The sequence below is a fragment of the Bacillus sp. 01N45 genome (assembly GCF_056399205.1).
On sequence record NZ_JBFTQW010000009.1, the window covers coordinates 50,793 to 67,426 of the forward strand.

Here is a 16,634-nt window from a genome sequence, read left to right on the forward strand (position 1 = left end):
GTAAAAAAGGGTAAGAAAAGAATACAGGAGAAAAGTGAAAATGGTAGGTTGGTCTTGATTTTCAATGATAGTATCATGTTTATTTTATTATGCCTATAATTGGAGGCCATGTGAATGTTAAGTGATCAGGCGAGATATTCTAGGCTCGCGAATATAACAAAAATAATAAATACAAAATTAGAACTACGTGAAGTATTGCAGCGTGTAACAATGGCGATATCAGAGGAGATTGTTAAGTGCAACGCTGTTGGAATCTATTTACCCCAGGAAGATGGAACATTTAGAGGGTTTGCAGGAAAACCAGAGACAATAAATGGCGTAACGCTCGATACTCAGGTAATTGATCCTGAAATAGACTTACTGGCAAAAGAAGTTATTGAAACAAAAAAAACTATTTATATCCCTGATACATCAAAGGATGATCGGCCTGATTCGAGACCAGTTGCTGCGTTCAAAATTAAGTCCTTATTAGCTCTGCCCATCTCATTTGGGCAAGAGTTATTTGGTCTAGTTTTTTTATTTGATTATGGAATTCCAATGAACTTAACAAATTCAGAAATTCAAAGTGTTGAAGCTTATGTAAATATGGCTGCGGTCGCAATTCAAAATGCAAATAATTTAAAACAAAAGGAAAACCTTATCGTCGAGAAGCAGCTATTACTAAATGTTACCCGTGATTTATCAATGTGTTCCTCGATACAGGAGAGTTTTGATAAATGTTTTTTTTACTTAGGACAGATTTTAGAGAGTAAAAACATGGCAGCCCACCTTTTAGACCCCCTAGACAAAACAACGATTAAAACAACGAAGTTAAGCAAGGAATGTGATTGGACAGAAGCGGATTGGCTGGAGAAAAGCTATGAAGCCAAGATCCAAGAGGTTATTCAAACAAAAAATATAGATAGTAATGGTCTACTGATGATTCCATTGGTTTCAATGGGAGAAGTATTAGGGGTAATCGTCGTTGACAAAGAGGGAAAAGCTCATAATTATGATAATTCCCAGATGCAACTGGCAAAATCTATCGTTGATGCCACAGCGCCTACGTTTTCAAACTTGTTATATATGGATCGACTTGAAAGCATGGTGGAAGAGCGAACGAAAGAACTAGCTGTTGCTAATGAAAAAATTACAAGTGTGATTGAAAGTATTACAGATGGATTTTTTACTTTGAATAATACATGGGAATTTACGTACGTAAATAAGCATCAATATTTTCCACAAAGAAAAACAGCAAAAGATGTATTAGGCAAGAATATATGGGAGATTTTCCCGAATAGCATTGACGAAGTCATGTATAAGGAACTTCATCGTGTAATGTCAGAGCGAACTACAGTGTATTTTGAATTTTTTTCTGCCCCTGATGAATATTGGTACGAAGTTATTGCATACCCGTATGATGATGGTATTTCTTGTATTTTTAAAAACATAACGGAAAAAAAGCAATATGAGCAGGAATTGAAAAGGTTATCGAACATAGATTTAATAGGGAAAATGGCAGCAGGTATCAGCCATGAGATTAGAAATCCAATGACAACAGTACGAGGATTTTTGCAGTTATTAAAAGAAGAGCCCATCTATGAGAAACATAATAAGCACTTTAATTTAATGATTGAAGAACTTGACCGTGCCAATTCTATTATTACTGAATTTCTCTCAATGGGTAATACAAGGAAATTGGATTTGCAGATGTTAGATTTAAATTCAATTATCCGCGATATTATTCCTTTAATAAAGATTGATACGCATAATCAAAATAAATATATTCAAGTCGATACAAATGACATTCCGGAATTACTTTTAAATCGTAATGAGATACGGCAATTATTAATAAACTTATACCGGAATGGCTTAGAAGCGATGGACAAAGAGAAAGTTCTAACCATTAGCACCTATAAAGAAGGTCGAGGTTGTGTCGTGCTTGCAGTGCGGGATCAAGGAAAAGGTATCACGCCTGAAGTATTAGAGAAACTAGGTACTCCATTTTACACGACCAAAAATAATGGAACTGGATTGGGGTTAGGTGTATGTTATGCCATTGCTGCCCGTCATAATGCAAAAATAGAAATTCAAACGGGATCCGAAGGCACTACCTTTTTTGTTAAATTTAATTATAAAAATAATGAACAATAACCTCATTTAGATTAGTTACGGTGAACCGTACCACAAATAAAAAGTAAAACCTAAGTAAACATAATCAATCTATTTCACCTGAATTTTGCGTAACATTCACGTTTGAGTTGCCTACTAAATTAGAGTTGCATAAAAAGAAATGGACTAACCTATATTAGGTTAGTCCATTTTTAAGTTTGTTAATTAATGGTAAATCCCCATCCTTTTTTTGCTTTATTAATATCATCCTTAAATGAAGGAGCTATCCCACTACCAACTAAAATATTTTTTACAGTATTTGAAGGCGTTTCTATCGATAGGATCTTTCTTAATTTCTAATACAACAAATTCGTTATTAGAAGTATCTTAATAATAAATAAAATCATCCCCACAACCATTAATCCACCTAAGGCTACAAAACCTCCCCCTAAAATGTTAAAGTAGTAACTTAACGACATTCATTTACACATGCTAAAAGCATTACTATAATCAACATTTCAGGAGGCAAAATAATGGCAATGAGCAACAACGATATATTAAAAAGAGTAAGGTACGCTTTAGATATAAGAGATATAGATATGGTAGAAATCTTTAAACTTGGTGGTATGGAAGTAACGAAAGAAGATGTAGTTGATATGCTTACAAAAATAAAGAGAGCTCCTCAGCATGAAGCTGAAAATGATGATGTAGCTGAAGACGAGTACGTAAAAACATGCGATATGATGATGTTAGAGGCATTTTTAAATGGATTTATTACTTTAAAAAGAGGAAAGCAAGATCCGAAACCAGGACAACCAGCACCTGTACAAAGCAAAGAGAGTGCGAATAACCTTCTGCTAAAGAAAATGAAAATTGCACTATCTTTAACGAGTGAGGATGTACTTGATATATTAGATAGCGTAGGCGTTACGGTAACAAAGGGAGAACTAGGCGCTCTATTAAGAAAAAAAGGCCATAAAAATTACAAAGAGTGCGGCGATAGATACGCAAGGAATTTCATTAAGGGATTAGGTGTAAAGTATAGAGGGTAATGAGTCGGTTAACGCGGTAAATGATATAATAGGTAGAGTAGGGCGTTCGTATCCTACTCTTTTTTATTTGTAAAAATAATACGCTAGGTGATGAAATGGTACATACATATTTAGGTGAGACAATTAATTTTCATATAAATTATAAAAAGAAAAAGTCCGTGCGTCTTTTTGTAGATTCGTATGGAAATGTGGAAGTGCAGGCTCCGAAAGGGACACCTGTTGAATACTTAGTCCAGCTGCTGGAGGAGAAGTGGGATTGGATTCAGAAAACACGTAAGGAAATGCAGGAGCGAGCGCTTGGGCCACAGGAAAAGGATTATGATCAAGGAGAGGGTTTTCTGTATTTAGGAAGTACGTATCCGATACAGATCTCCCAAGATACAAGTATTACGCAAGACAATGCAGTGTTTGAAGGAGATAAATTACACATTTATGTGAAAGAGCTTAAGGATGAGAAAATCCAGCAGGCTTTAAAACGATTTTACTATAAGCAGTGTAAGTCATTAGTAGAGAAGAGTATTAAAGTGCATCAAAGTAACTTCAAAACAAAACCGCGTTCTATTCGTATTACAGATAGTAGCCGCACATGGGGCACCTGCGATTCAAATTTACAGCTAACATTTAATTGGAAACTAGCGATGGCACCACAGCGAGTAATTGATTATGTAGTTGTCCATGAAATGTGTCATATGGTTCATTTGAATCATGATCGCTCTTTTTGGCGTCTTGTCGGGAAAATAATGCCTGATTATAAGGAAATGGAGAATTGGTTAGCGTTATCTAGTTGGAAGATGACGGTTTAGTGGTGAAATTTATATAGGTTGCGATTATTGTCAATACTTGTCGGTAAGTCGATATAATTCAAAAATCGCTGATATATTTGGAGTTGCAATCGATATGATCAATGAAGAGAAAGTAAAAGGAGATGTCACAGCAGACATCTCCTTTTTTTCAGGTATATAAATCATCGTCCAAACTTCACAACAAAATCTCCGTCTACTTTCTCCATTCCATACCCACGATAACCGTTCGAAAGTAAAGCTTGCTGTCCAACAGCATCACTCATCGGAACACTCTTAACATCCGTCCAATTTCTTTTCTTGCTTCCACGCAATTCCTTCACAAACACATACCGCATACTACCACTATACTTCTCCTTCAATGCAGCAATCTCCATTCCTTGCGAAAACTTATCTTTTAAACTTGGAATGTTAAAAGGAGCAACGGTGCAGCAAACGTAATCGTATTTGCTATCTTCGTTTTGTAATTCGTCCATGATGACTGTTGCTAATATTTTTTGGATCCCATTTCCTCGGCTGTTCGGGTGAACATTTGAAATTTCTTGATAGATGACGCGATGTAGTTCGCTTTCTGCTATGCCAATATCAAGTCCTAAATGTTCGTCGTCGATAGGAGGAACGAGTAGGGCACGAAATGCGATGAGTTCGTTTTCGATAAAAGCACCGATCATCATGCCGTTTCCTTCTAGAATGTATTGAAATTCTTCTAGCGAGAGTGGCTGTAAGCGACTTTTATCCTCTAGCGCCTCAACTACAACGTTTTGTAGTGATAAGGTTTGTTCAATGTTCTCTAGTGTTAGTAATGTAACGTGAAATGGTTCGTTATTTTGTTTTAATGATCCTTTGTATAGAACTGTCATGCGTTAGTCCTCCTTTAGCGTACAACGTCTTGAAAGACGGTTAGTTCTTGTAATGTATTTTGGTTTATTTCAATGCCAAGTCCTGGCTTTTCGTTTAAGCGAATAAGTGGTACGTCGTAATGTAAGTTTCCGATGTCTTTCGTGAACTTTAATGGACCTGTTAGCTCGACGCTCGTAATAATTTTTTTCGAGAAAGCGACATGGAATCCTGCGGAAGAGGCAACGGATGATTCGACCATGGATCCAACTTGGCATTCAATGCCTGCCATTTCTGCTTGATGAGCGAGTTTTACAGCGGGATATATGCCGCCGCATTTCATTAGTTTTATATTTACTTTATCAGCCGCGTCTAATTTAATGATTTGGCGCATTTCACGAGAACCTTTTAATCCTTCATCAATCATAAGCGGAAGGTCTGTTTTAGAACGAATGTGAGCCATTGCGTCAATATCGTCTGCGAAAACAGGCTGTTCAATCCAGTCGATGCTTAAATGACCTAATGAACGAAGTGCCGCTAATGTGTTGGCGCTATTTTTCCATCCTTGGTTTACATCAACGCGAATCGCAATATCATTTCCTACACGTTCACGTACAGCTTCAATTCTTTTTACATCCTCTTTTACATTCGTACCGACTTTCATTTTGAAAGATTGGTAACCTTTTTGAATCATGGAAGCAGCTTCTTCAGCCATGTCTTCAGGTTCGGCGATACTTAAGACGTGAGTGACAGGGAAGTCTTCATGGTAGCGTCCGCCAATTAATTGATATACAGGTTGATTTAGTTTTTTGCCCATTATATCAAAACAAGCAATATCTATTACGGCTTTTGCAGTAGGAACACCGTAAATGGTATTGTTCATCATATCGTGTATTTTCTCGATATTCATTGGATTTTGCCCGATGAGCGCAGGAGCAAGTGTATGTTTTAAAGTATGGAAAGTACTTTCCCATGATTCGCCTGTAACGTGATCATCAGCAACGCCCTCACCGTAACCGATAATGCCTTCATCTGTTTCCATTTTGACGATAATAGAAGGCATGTCAGAATAAGAACCATAACTAATAACAAACGGATCGCGAAGTGGTAAACGAATTGCGTAAAGATGAATAGCTGTAATTTTCATTAGGTAGAGACCCCTTCCTGTTTACAATAGTTTTGTACATTTGATATAGTTGACGTTAAATAGTCGTTAATTAATGATAAGGAGTTAAAGAAATGATGATAAAAATTGCAGTTGTCGGTTCAAAAGAGTTTATGGAGAATCTTTTACCTATTGCTCATAAACTAGAAGAAATAGAGATTGATCCATATATTTACCTCCATCCGGCGGAATCTTCTGAACTTTTAAAGCGTTTAAAGCCTTGTGATTTCATCTTTTTCTCAGGTGCTTTACCTTATTATATGGCAAAAGAAATAAGAGAACAATTACGAATTCCAAGTACGTACTTACAGCAAGACGAGACAACTGTCGCATCTTCCATTCTTTCTGTCATGTATCACCAACGTATTCAACCACATAAAATTTCAATTGATTTAGTAGACCGCTCATTCATTACAAATGTGTTCCATGATATCGGTATAAAAGAAAATCCACAAGTGTTAGATTATGAAAATATGCTGTGGAGTAAAGATGAAATAAATAGAGTTATTGATTTTCATGTAGCTAAATATCAATCTGGAGATGCTCATTTAGCTTTAACTAGTATTCACGCTGTCTATGATGAACTTCAAAAAATAGGTATTCCTTCAGAGCGTATGATAGATCCGAAGCAATCCATTATACATGGGTTAAAAGATGCGAAAATAAAAGCTGAGTTAGCAAAAAGCCATTCAGCTACTGTTGGTGCTTGTATGATTTCTTCTTTAGAATTACGAGAAGGTTTGCTTGAGCAATTAGATGCTATTTCAAAAGAACTACGGGGTTCATTTAAAAAAGTTGATGAAATGACGTTCATTTTGTATACGACTCGTGGTGATATTGAATCGATTATAAAAACAAATATGATAAATAATTTATTTGCGAGTATAGAAGGAACAATAGCTATTGGATTTGGTTACGGAAAAACTGTGAAAGAAGCGGAGCAAAATGCTAAAATTGCTCAAAGTTTCGCGAAGAATAATCCAATAGACCACTGTTTTTATATACTAACAAGTGATAAAGAACTATTTGGTCCGTTCCCGAAAGAACAGAGAGTACAAAGTTTGAAGAATGACAACCCAGAACTCATGAAAATAGCGAAGGAAACGAAACTTAGTCCAGCCAACTTGTCAAAAATTATTCAATTTAGTCAATCACATCCATCATTGAAGTTTACAGCAGCGGATCTTTCTGAATACTTACAAGTGACTCGCCGATCAACAGAAAGGTTATTAAAGAAACTAGTTGATTATGGGTATGCTCATATTTGCGGCGAGGAAATGCCCTATCAACAAGGGCGCCCTCGCGCAATATATGAAATGAATTTACCGGTATCTCTAAGCTTCTAGTTGAGCCTTTTGTTTTTTTAGTAGTTCCGCTTTTTCAATGTCTGATAGTTTCGTAATTGTGAGACCAGTTATGCCGTAAATGATTGAAATAATAGGTACGATGAAATTCAATATAGCATAAGGAGCATATTCGAATGCGCCAACTCCAAGTGTTGCGAGTATAAATACACCACATGTATTCCAAGGTACGAAAACAGAAGTTAATGTTCCGCCATCTTCTAATGCTCTGGATAAATTTTTAGAATGTAGTCCTTTTTCTGTGTATGCATTTGCGTACATTCTTGAAGGAACAACAATCGAAATATATTGTTCAGAGCAAGTAAGGTTGGTTGCAAAGCAAGATGCGATAGTAGAAGCGATAAGTCCTTTTGCTGATGTCGCTAATTTTAAAATTTGATTTACAATTGCGCGAAGAATACCAGTATGTTCTAATACTCCTCCAAAGGTCATAGCGACAATTGTCATCGAAACTGTATTCATCATCGAATTTAAGCCACCGCGGTTAAAGAGTTCGTCTACTAGCTTGTTGCCAGTGTCTATGACAAATCCATTTTGGAGTGCACCGACAGACGCGGAGACAGAACCACCTTGAATAAAGACTTGTGATAAAAATCCTAAAATTATACCTACGAGAATAGCTGGTATAGCAGGAACTTTTTTAGCGACCAATACCATAACGACTACAGGTATGATTAGTAGGAAAGGGGAGATAACAAAGTTTTGTTGCAATACTTGTAACGTTTGATCGATACCTTTTGCATCAATATTGTTAGCGCCAAAATTTCTTCCTAAGAATGCATAAACGATAAGAGTAATAATTAAACCTGGAATTGTAGTAAATAACATATGACGAATATGTGTGAATAAATCTGTATTTGTTAATCCTGCGGCTAAGTTTGTTGTGTCTGAAAGCGGTGACATTTTATCGCCGAAGTAAGAACCGGAAATGATAGCACCGGCAACCATTGGAGCTGGGATTCCCATACTTAGGCCAATTCCCATTCCTGCAACACCAATTGTTCCCATTGTAGACCAAGAGCTACCGATAGCTAATGCAACAATAGAACAAATAATTGTAATTGAAACTAAAAATAGTGATGGAGTTAAAAGATTTAAACCGTAATAAATCATTGTTGCGACGATTCCGCCGCCAATCCAAGCACCAATCGTTAAACCTACTAGAATAATGATAACGATAGCGGGTAATGCGAGGCGAATTCCTTTATACATTGCTTCTTCAATATCGTGCCATTTGTAACCGTAACGCCAAGCGACGATAGAAGCAACGGTTGTACCGATAATAAGTGGGACGTGAGGGCTTTGTTTTAATACAACAATTGTAACCATCATAACTGCAACTGTAATGATAATAGGGATTATTGCTACGCCAAAAGGTATTTCTTTTTTCATAAATTGCCTCCTCATTATGTATGTTTGTATTTTTAGAATTGTCGCAAAATAGACGTTATTAAATTATAATAACTAAAAATTGATATGAGCGTCAATAAAAAACAGAAAATAAGGAATGTTCTATCGTTATAAAGTGAGTGGAAATAAGTTGTCGATCGTATTTAAAAATAAATAATTGACTTTTTTCTTAAAATTCAATATGTTCATAAAAACATCTGTTTTTCATAAGTATAATTAACCTGAATGGTTTTGGAATTTGGGAAGGAGAATGTAGCTTTGAAAACATTAGAACTACAAGAGCGGTTAACTGAAATTTTTCAGCATTTACATGAAAACCCTGAAGTGAGTTGGAAAGAGTATGAAACGACAGCGTATATTACTAACTTTTTAAAAGAAGAAGGAATTTCATATAAAATATTTGATGATTGCCCAGGCGTGATTGCTGAAATTGGAAGCGGAAATCCAGTTATTGCAATTCGTGCCGATATGGATGCACTTTGGCAAGAAGTGGACGGAGAGTTTAAAGCGAATCATTCATGTGGTCACGATGCTCATATGACAATTGTGATGGGGCTTATTTTACAATTGAAAAATATGAGATGGGATAGTGGAACGGTTAGATTTATTTTTCAGCCGGCAGAGGAAAAAGGAAATGGTTCTTTAAAGATGGTAGAGAAGGGTGCCGTGGATGATGCTGACTTCTTATTTGGTGTTCATCTAAGACCGATTGAAGAACTACCTTTGAAACAAGCTGCCCCATCTATTCGTCACGGAGCAGCAGGATTTTTAGAAGGAACGATTCATGGAGATGATGCACATGGGGCACGCCCACATCAAGGGATAAATGCAATTGATGTCATTTCTATGATCAATATCGGTTTGAAAAATATATGGCTACCACCGCAAAGCTCATATTCAGTGAAGATGACAAGGTGCCAGGCTGGCGGGGATAATTTGAATATTATTCCGGGTAACGGCCATTTTAGCTTAGATGTTAGGGCAGAGAGTAATACATTATTAGAAGAATTGAAGAAAAAAATAGAACATGTAATAGAATCGGCCGCATCTATGGGATCGAAAACTTCATACAAATGGATCGACCTTGCACCAGGAGCTGAAGTGTCAGAAGAAGCTGAGCGCTTTATGCGAAAAGGCATTCTTGAAGTGTACGGGGAAGAGGGATGCACTGGACCACTGTATACGACAGGAAGCGATGATTTCCATTACTACACAGTGAAGAGACCACATTTAAAAGCTGTCATGCTTGGACTAGGTGCCAACCTACAACCTGGATTACACCATCCGTATATGAAGTTCGATCATAGTTGTATTATGGATGGAGTAGAAATATTGAAACAAACTGTATTGAAAGTATTAGAGGACAGGGGCTAGATAGCTCCTGTTTTTTTGTAGGAATGTGTCGTTAAGTCGATATATTGAAAAAATCGTTGATATATTCTAAGTTACGATAGATATATTCAGAAAATCATTCATATAATTTCACGTATCAGTTAACTTGATGCAAAATGAGTCTTCAGTACATGGTGTATAATAATAAGTACCATTTTCTAATAGGAGAAGACGAATGAACGAACAATATTACGATGCAGTATTACATATAAAAACTGTCGGTGAGCAAAAGGGTTTTAACAAGTCTATGCATTATCACCGTTATGAACCGACGCCATATAGCGGATTAGATGAGTTATTGAATCAATATGAAATAAGAAGTAGCGACCGGGTTGTAGATTTTGGATGCGGAAAAGGACGATTAAATTTTTACATGCACCATAAGTGTGGTGCTTCAGCAGTTGGAATTGAAATGAATGAAGAGTTTTATAAAGAAGCAATGGATAATTTTGAGCGCTATGCACGAAAGGTAAGAAACAGTAAAGATAAAATTAGGTTTGAATGCTGTTTAGCGCAAGAATATGAGATTGATCCACGTGATAATCGGTTTTATTTTTTTAATCCATTTTCTGTACAAGTGTTTATGAACGTAGTAAATAACATTTTGCTTTCGGTAGAGGAAACAGAGAGAGAAGTAGATATTATTTTATACTATCCTTCTGAAGATTATATTTTCTTCTTAGAGAACCAGACTACGTTTGAGCTGAAGAGAGAAGTAAGGTTGCCAGGTGCTTATGAGAAGAATGGGAATGAGAGGTTTTTAGTTTATACATTAAGATTATAAAAAAAGCAGGTGCCAAGGCACCTGCTTTTTTTTACTCACGTCTATATAATTAGTTACGGATTAAGTAATCAAATGCACCTAAAGCTGCGTTTGCACCTGAACCCATAGAGATGATGATTTGTTTGTACGGATTATTTGTACAGTCACCTGCAGCAAACACTCCTGGTACGTTTGTAGCGCCGTGCTTGTCTGTTACGATTTCACCGCGAGCGCGTTCAACTGTTTCGCCTAACCAGTCTGTGTTTGGCACAAGACCGATTTGTACGAATACACCTTGTAATTCAACGTGATGAACTTCTTCAGTTTCACGATCGATGTAAGAAATACCGTTTACTTTATCAGTACCAGTGATTTCTTTCGTTTGAACGTTTTTCAGAACAGTTACGTTTGGTAAGCTGTTAAGACGCTCTTGTAATACAGCATCAGCTTTTAATTCTGGCATGAATTCAAGAACAGTTACGTGCTTAACGATACCTGCTAAGTCGATAGCTGCTTCAATACCAGAGTTACCTCCGCCGATAACTGCTACGTCTTTTCCGATGAATAATGGACCGTCACAGTGTGGGCAGTATGCTACACCTTTATTTTTGAACTCAGCTTCACCTGGTACGCCAACGTTACGCCAGCGAGCACCTGTTGAAACGATTACGCTTTTACTTTTCAGAATAGCGCCGTTTTCAAGTTCCACTTCAATAAGTTCTTTTTTCTCTAAACGTTTTGCACGTTGTAGATTCATTACATCGATGTCGTATTCTTTTACGTGCTCTTCAAGGCTTGCTACTAGCTTAGGACCTTCAGTGCGTTTTACGCTGATGAAGTTCTCAATGCCCATAGTATCCATTACTTGACCACCGAAGCGCTCAGCAACGATACCAGTGCGGATGCCTTTACGTGCTGCATAAATTGCTGCACTTGCACCAGCAGGGCCGCCACCAACAACAAGAACATCGTATGGATCTTTATCAGAAAGCTCTGATGCATCTGGACCGTTACCCATTTTAGCTAAAATTTCTTCAAGTGTCATACGACCGCTTCCGAAAGATTCGCCGTTTAGGAAAACTGTTGGTACTGCCATGATGTCTTTGCTTTCTACTTCCTCTTTGAATGCAGCGCCATCAATCATAGTATGTGTAATACCAGAGTTTAGAACGCTCATTACGTTAAGAGCTTGTACAACATCAGGACAGTTATGACAACTTAGGCTGATATAAGATTCAAAATGATATTCGCCTTGAATGTTTTTAATTTGATCGATTAATTTTTGTTCAACTTTTGGAGCGCGTCCACTTACTTGTAGTAAAGCTAACACTAATGAAGTAAATTCGTGTCCTAATGGAATACCAGCGAATACGACACCAGTGTCTTCACCAGGGCGATTTACGCTAAAGCTTGGTGTTCTCTCTAATTCAACTTTTTCTACTGTAATCTTAGATGACATAGTAGCTAATTCGTCTACTAGAGCTAACATATCTTTAGATACGTCGTCGTCTCCAGCGCTTACTTTAAGTAAAATATCGTTCTCCATTAACTGAAGGTATTGGGATAGTTGTGTTTTTATATCTGCATCTAGTATCATTTTGATCGAACTCCTTAGATTTTGCCTACAAGGTCAAGGCTTGGTTTAAGTGTTGCAGAACCCTCTTGCCATTTAGCTGGGCAAACTTCACCTGGGTTGTTACGTACGTATTGAGCTGCTTTAATTTTGTTAACAAGAATGCTTGCGTCACGGCCGATACCGTCAGCATTGATTTCCATAGATTGGATAACGCCGTCTGGATCGATGATGAATGTACCACGAGCAGCAAGACCTTCTTCTTCCATTAAAACGTTGAAGTTTGTAGTGATTGTGCGAGTTGGGTCACCAATCATAATGTATTCGATTTTGCCGATAGTTTCTGAGCTATCATGCCATGCTTTGTGAGTGAAGTGAGTGTCTGTAGATACAGAGTATACTTCAACGCCTAAGTCTTTAAGAGTTGCATATTGATTTTGTAAGTCTTCAAGTTCAGTTGGGCAAACGAATGTGAAGTCAGCTGGGTAGAAACAAACTACACTCCATTTTCCTTTTAAACTTTCGTCAGTAACTTGGATAAATTCTCCATTATGGTAAGCATTAGCTTTAAACGGTTTTACTTCTGTGCCGATTAATAACATATTAAAATTCCTCCTAAATGTTGGTTTTGAGCATCAAAAAATAGTGTGCTCATAAAATATATTTTTTAATTAACTATAATAATTCTAATTCGATATTAATTATCATATAGAAGTGGTTATTTTGTCAAGAGAATAAACCAACTTTATATCAATTTAATTAATATTTATTCTCAATTAAGGTTGTTAGAGAATTAAAAGGTAGTTTTCATGTAATCGATTTTCAACGAGTATGTAAAAGAGTAGTGCGTATGTTAGAGACATGGTGTAAGTATAAATTGTTAGGAAGGGAATATTTCTTAGAAGTTGTGGATTTGAAAAGGGATTGCTTATTTCTATTTTACAAAGAATTGTGCGATAAATAAAATAAAATGAATTAGAATCTTTTTGAACATTTTTTGTCATCTAAAATATATAATTAGGAAGCATATTGCAGTGATATAGAAACATTGACTCAAGATGTTAACAAGATATAATAAAATCTAGATATACCTTTCAAAAAGAAGAAGATATAATATAGGATAAAAATTTTTCAACCTATTATTTTTTATAGCTTTTAGAAAACGCTTACAATTAGTGTGGAGGGGAAACCATGTCTAAGTTCACAAAGTATTTTTTAATGGAAGCTAACGATGTGATTGTATATGTGAAAGAGAAATTATGTGAGTTTGAGGATGCAAAGGGGTTACAGTGTAAAGAAATAGGCGATGGTAATTTAAATTATGTATTCCGCGTTTGGGATGAGCAGAAGAATATTTCTGTCATTGTAAAGCAAGCTGGGGATACAGCAAGGATTTCAGATGAGTTTAAGTTGTCGACGAATCGTATTCGTATAGAATCAGATGTTTTGCAGTTAGAGGAGGAGTTAGCACCTGGGCTTGTTCCAAAGGTATATTTGTTTGATAGTGTGATGAATTGTTGCGTAATGGAAGATTTATCAGACCACACAATATTACGTACAGCACTTATAAATCATCAAATATTTCCGAGGCTTGCTGACGATGTAACGACTTTTTTGGTAAACACACTTTTATTAACATCGGATGTTGTAATGAATCATAAAGAGAAGAAGGAGCTTGTAAAAAACTATATAAATCCTGAATTATGTGAGATTACAGAAGACCTCGTATACGCTGAGCCATTTACAAATCATAATAAGCGTAACGAGTTATTTCCGCTAAATGAAGGATGGATTAGAGAGCATATTTATAGTGATAAAGAGCTTCGTATGGAAGTAGCAAAACGTAAGTTTTCTTTTATGACGAATGCACAGGCACTTATTCATGGTGATCTGCATACTGGTTCCGTTTTTGTGAAAAATGATTCCACGAAGATTATTGATCCTGAGTTTGCCTTTTATGGACCGATGGGATATGACGTTGGGAATGTAATGGCGAATTTAATGTTTGCTTGGGTGAATGCAGATGCGACTATGAAGCCTGGGGCTGAGAAAGATGCGTATATGGGTTGGCTACAATCGACAATGGTAGAGGTAATTGATTTATTTAAGAAGAAGTTTTTAAATGCTTGGAATATTCATGTGACCGAGATTATGGCGAAGGAAGAAGGCTTTAACGAAGTATATTTACAATCTGTATTAGAGGATACAGCTGCAGTGACGGGCCTTGAGTTAATTCGTCGTATTGTTGGGCTAGCGAAAGTAAAGGATATTACTTGTATCGAGAATGAGGAAGCACGTGCCAGAGCAGAACGTATTTGTCTTCAAGTAGCGAAGAAATTTATTTTACGGGCTAATCAATATAAAACAGGCACAAGTTTTGTAGAAACGTTAAAAGAACAGTCAATGCACTACGCGAAGTAAGGGGAGAAGATGATGGAAGAGCAATTAATACCCATTCAGTGGAAAGATGATTCTTTAATTTTATTAGATCAAACATTATTACCGAATGAGGTTGTCTATGAATCTTTCAAGACAGCTGAAAGCGTGTGGGATGCCATTCAAGTAATGAAAGTAAGAGGAGCACCAGCGATTGGTGTTTCGGCAGCGTATGGTGTGTGTTTAGGAATAAAGGAAGTTATTCAAAGTAAGATGGAAGACTTTATAGAGGAAGTCAAAAAGGTATGTGCATATTTGGCAACATCAAGGCCAACAGCAGTAAATTTATTTTGGGCACTTGAAAGAATGGAGACAGTCGCGACAGAGAACTCACATTTATCAATCGGCCAGTTGAAAGATAGATTACTAGAAGAGGCAAAAGAGATTCATAGAGAAGATGAAGAAATTAACCGTCAAATCGGAGAACATGCATTAACGTTATTCCATGATGGAATGGGAGTGTTAACACATTGTAATGCTGGTGCGTTAGCGACGACTAAGTATGGGACTGCGACAGCTCCAATGTACTTAGCGAAAGAAAAAGGATGGGACTTAAAAATCTTTTCGGATGAAACACGTCCTAGATTACAAGGTTCAACGTTAACAGCATTAGAACTACAGCGAGCGGGGATTGATGTTACTGTCATTACGGATAATATGGCAGCTATGGTCATGTCACAAGGGAAGATTGAGGCGGTAATCGTTGGGTGCGACCGTGTGGCAGCAAACGGTGATGTAGCAAATAAAATTGGGACATTAGGCGTATCTATTTTAGCAAAATACTACAACATTCCGTTTTATGTAGCAGCACCAACACCGACAATCGACTTAAAAACAAAGGCAGGAAAAGAAATTCCAATCGAGGAAAGAGATGCTTCTGAAGTGATTAATCGCTTCGGACAATATTCTGCTCCGAAAGAAAGTAAAGTATATAATCCGGCATTTGATGTCACACCACATGAAAATGTAACAGCGATTATTACGGAAAAAGGGATTGTAAAAGCACCGTTTACGGAGAACTTAAAAAAGCTATTTCAATAAGTAGATAGATTTAAAAAGTCAGTCATCATAAGCTTCATACTTAGGGGGATGTATATGTTATTACAAAAAGAAAGAGAAGAAATTGTAGCGTATGGAAAGAAAATGATTTCTAGCGGTTTAACAAAGGGGACAGGCGGCAATATTAGTATTTTCAATCGTGAACAAGGTCTTGTTGCGATTAGCCCAAGTGGTTTAGAGTATTATGAAACAAAACCTGAAGATGTAGTTATATTAAACTTAGATGGTGAAGTGGTAGAGGGAGAGAGAAAACCGTCAAGCGAGCTCGATATGCACCTTATATATTATAGAAATCGTGAAGATATAAATGCGCTTGTGCATACACATTCACCTTATGCGAAGACAATTGCATCATTAGGGTGGGAGCTTCCTGCTGTATCATATTTAATTGCTTTCGCAGGCCCGAATGTACGCTGTGCACCGTATGAAACATTTGGTACGAAGCAATTAGCAGATGCTGCTTTTGAAGGCATGATTGATCGCCGTGCCGTTTTACTTGAGAACCACGGTTTAATTGCAGGTGCAAATAACATAAAAATGGCGTTTACTGTTGCAGAAGAAATTGAGTTTTGTGCGCAAATTTATTATCAAACGAAAAGCGTCGGAGAGCCGAAGCTATTGCCAGAAGATGAGATGGCGAATTTGGCGAAGAAGTTTGAAGGGTATGGGCAGCAGTAAATGAAGAAACACCC

At 36.9% G+C, this 16,634-nt stretch carries 14 protein-coding genes; 9 read left to right on the forward strand and 5 right to left on the reverse strand.

The genetic code is table 11. The features are described from left to right. Positions 1-114 precede the first annotated feature (114 nt). From AC1DMU_RS20405 to AC1DMU_RS20415, 3 genes are all read left to right on the forward strand, one after another. A complete protein-coding gene (locus AC1DMU_RS20405; protein ID WP_088061552.1) occupies positions 115-2,133 on the forward strand; it encodes a GAF domain-containing sensor histidine kinase in 2,019 nt (672 codons plus the stop codon). Positions 2,134-2,624: 491 nt separating this feature from the next. Then, entirely contained in the window at positions 2,625-3,143 is a 519-nt protein-coding gene (locus tag AC1DMU_RS20410; RefSeq protein ID WP_088061554.1) for a YehS family protein, read from the forward strand. Positions 3,144-3,238: 95 nt separating this feature from the next. Next, the gene (locus AC1DMU_RS20415; protein ID WP_088061556.1) at positions 3,239-3,946 is read left to right on the forward strand and encodes a M48 family metallopeptidase; all 708 of its coding nucleotides are present in this window, start codon (positions 3,239-3,241) and stop codon (positions 3,944-3,946) included. A gap of 161 nt (positions 3,947-4,107) precedes the next feature. Here AC1DMU_RS20415 and AC1DMU_RS20420 read toward each other — a convergent pair whose 3' ends face one another. After that, positions 4,108-4,803, reverse strand: coding sequence for an N-acetyltransferase (locus AC1DMU_RS20420; protein ID WP_088061558.1), 696 nt, complete (start codon positions 4,801-4,803; stop codon positions 4,108-4,110). Positions 4,804-4,817: 14 nt separating this feature from the next. Next, positions 4,818-5,927 (reverse strand): mandelate racemase/muconate lactonizing enzyme family protein, encoded by a 1,110-nt coding sequence (locus AC1DMU_RS20425; protein ID WP_088061560.1) that lies wholly within the window; start codon positions 5,925-5,927, stop codon positions 4,818-4,820. A gap of 92 nt (positions 5,928-6,019) precedes the next feature. Here AC1DMU_RS20425 and AC1DMU_RS20430 point away from each other — a divergent pair, with 92 nt between their 5' ends. Next, positions 6,020-7,291, forward strand: a complete 1,272-nt coding sequence (locus tag AC1DMU_RS20430; RefSeq protein WP_088061561.1) for a transcriptional regulator — start codon at positions 6,020-6,022, stop codon at positions 7,289-7,291. Here the strand turns inward: AC1DMU_RS20430 and nhaC are convergent. Next, positions 7,280-8,701, reverse strand: coding sequence for a Na+/H+ antiporter NhaC (gene nhaC / locus AC1DMU_RS20435; RefSeq protein WP_088061563.1), 1,422 nt, complete (start codon positions 8,699-8,701; stop codon positions 7,280-7,282). The two genes, AC1DMU_RS20430 and nhaC, sit on opposite strands and share 12 nt — an antisense overlap. A 276-nt stretch (positions 8,702-8,977) precedes the next feature. On the opposite strand from nhaC, the gene AC1DMU_RS20440 reads away from it, so the two are divergent. Both AC1DMU_RS20440 and AC1DMU_RS20445 read left to right on the forward strand, forming a co-directional pair. Beyond that, on the forward strand, positions 8,978-10,093 hold the full coding sequence (locus AC1DMU_RS20440) for a M20 peptidase aminoacylase family protein (RefSeq protein WP_088061565.1): 1,116 nt from the start codon (positions 8,978-8,980) through the stop codon (positions 10,091-10,093). Positions 10,094-10,286: 193 nt separating this feature from the next. After that, a complete protein-coding gene (locus AC1DMU_RS20445) occupies positions 10,287-10,895 on the forward strand; it encodes an SAM-dependent methyltransferase (protein ID WP_476941557.1) in 609 nt (202 codons plus the stop codon). Positions 10,896-10,944: 49 nt separating this feature from the next. Here AC1DMU_RS20445 and ahpF read toward each other — a convergent pair whose 3' ends face one another. Then, positions 10,945-12,471, reverse strand: a complete 1,527-nt coding sequence (gene ahpF, locus AC1DMU_RS20450; RefSeq protein WP_000599491.1) for an alkyl hydroperoxide reductase subunit F — start codon at positions 12,469-12,471, stop codon at positions 10,945-10,947. Between the two features lie 14 nt (positions 12,472-12,485). Next, positions 12,486-13,049 (reverse strand): alkyl hydroperoxide reductase subunit C, encoded by a 564-nt coding sequence (gene ahpC, locus AC1DMU_RS20455; RefSeq protein WP_000924420.1) that lies wholly within the window; start codon positions 13,047-13,049, stop codon positions 12,486-12,488. Between the two features lie 589 nt (positions 13,050-13,638). Here ahpC and mtnK point away from each other — a divergent pair. The 3 genes from mtnK to AC1DMU_RS20470 are packed head-to-tail and all read left to right on the forward strand — an operon-like array spanning position 13,639 to position 16,620. After that, entirely contained in the window at positions 13,639-14,868 is a 1,230-nt protein-coding gene (gene mtnK / locus AC1DMU_RS20460; protein WP_088061569.1) for an S-methyl-5-thioribose kinase, read from the forward strand. Between the two features lie 12 nt (positions 14,869-14,880). Beyond that, positions 14,881-15,924: an S-methyl-5-thioribose-1-phosphate isomerase gene (gene mtnA / locus AC1DMU_RS20465; protein WP_142291663.1), complete on the forward strand. Its 1,044-nt coding sequence runs from the start codon at positions 14,881-14,883 to the stop codon at positions 15,922-15,924. 54 nt (positions 15,925-15,978) lie between these two features. Continuing rightward, positions 15,979-16,620, forward strand: coding sequence for an L-fuculose-phosphate aldolase (locus AC1DMU_RS20470; protein ID WP_000926561.1), 642 nt, complete (start codon positions 15,979-15,981; stop codon positions 16,618-16,620). Positions 16,621-16,634: the final 14 nt, after the last annotated feature.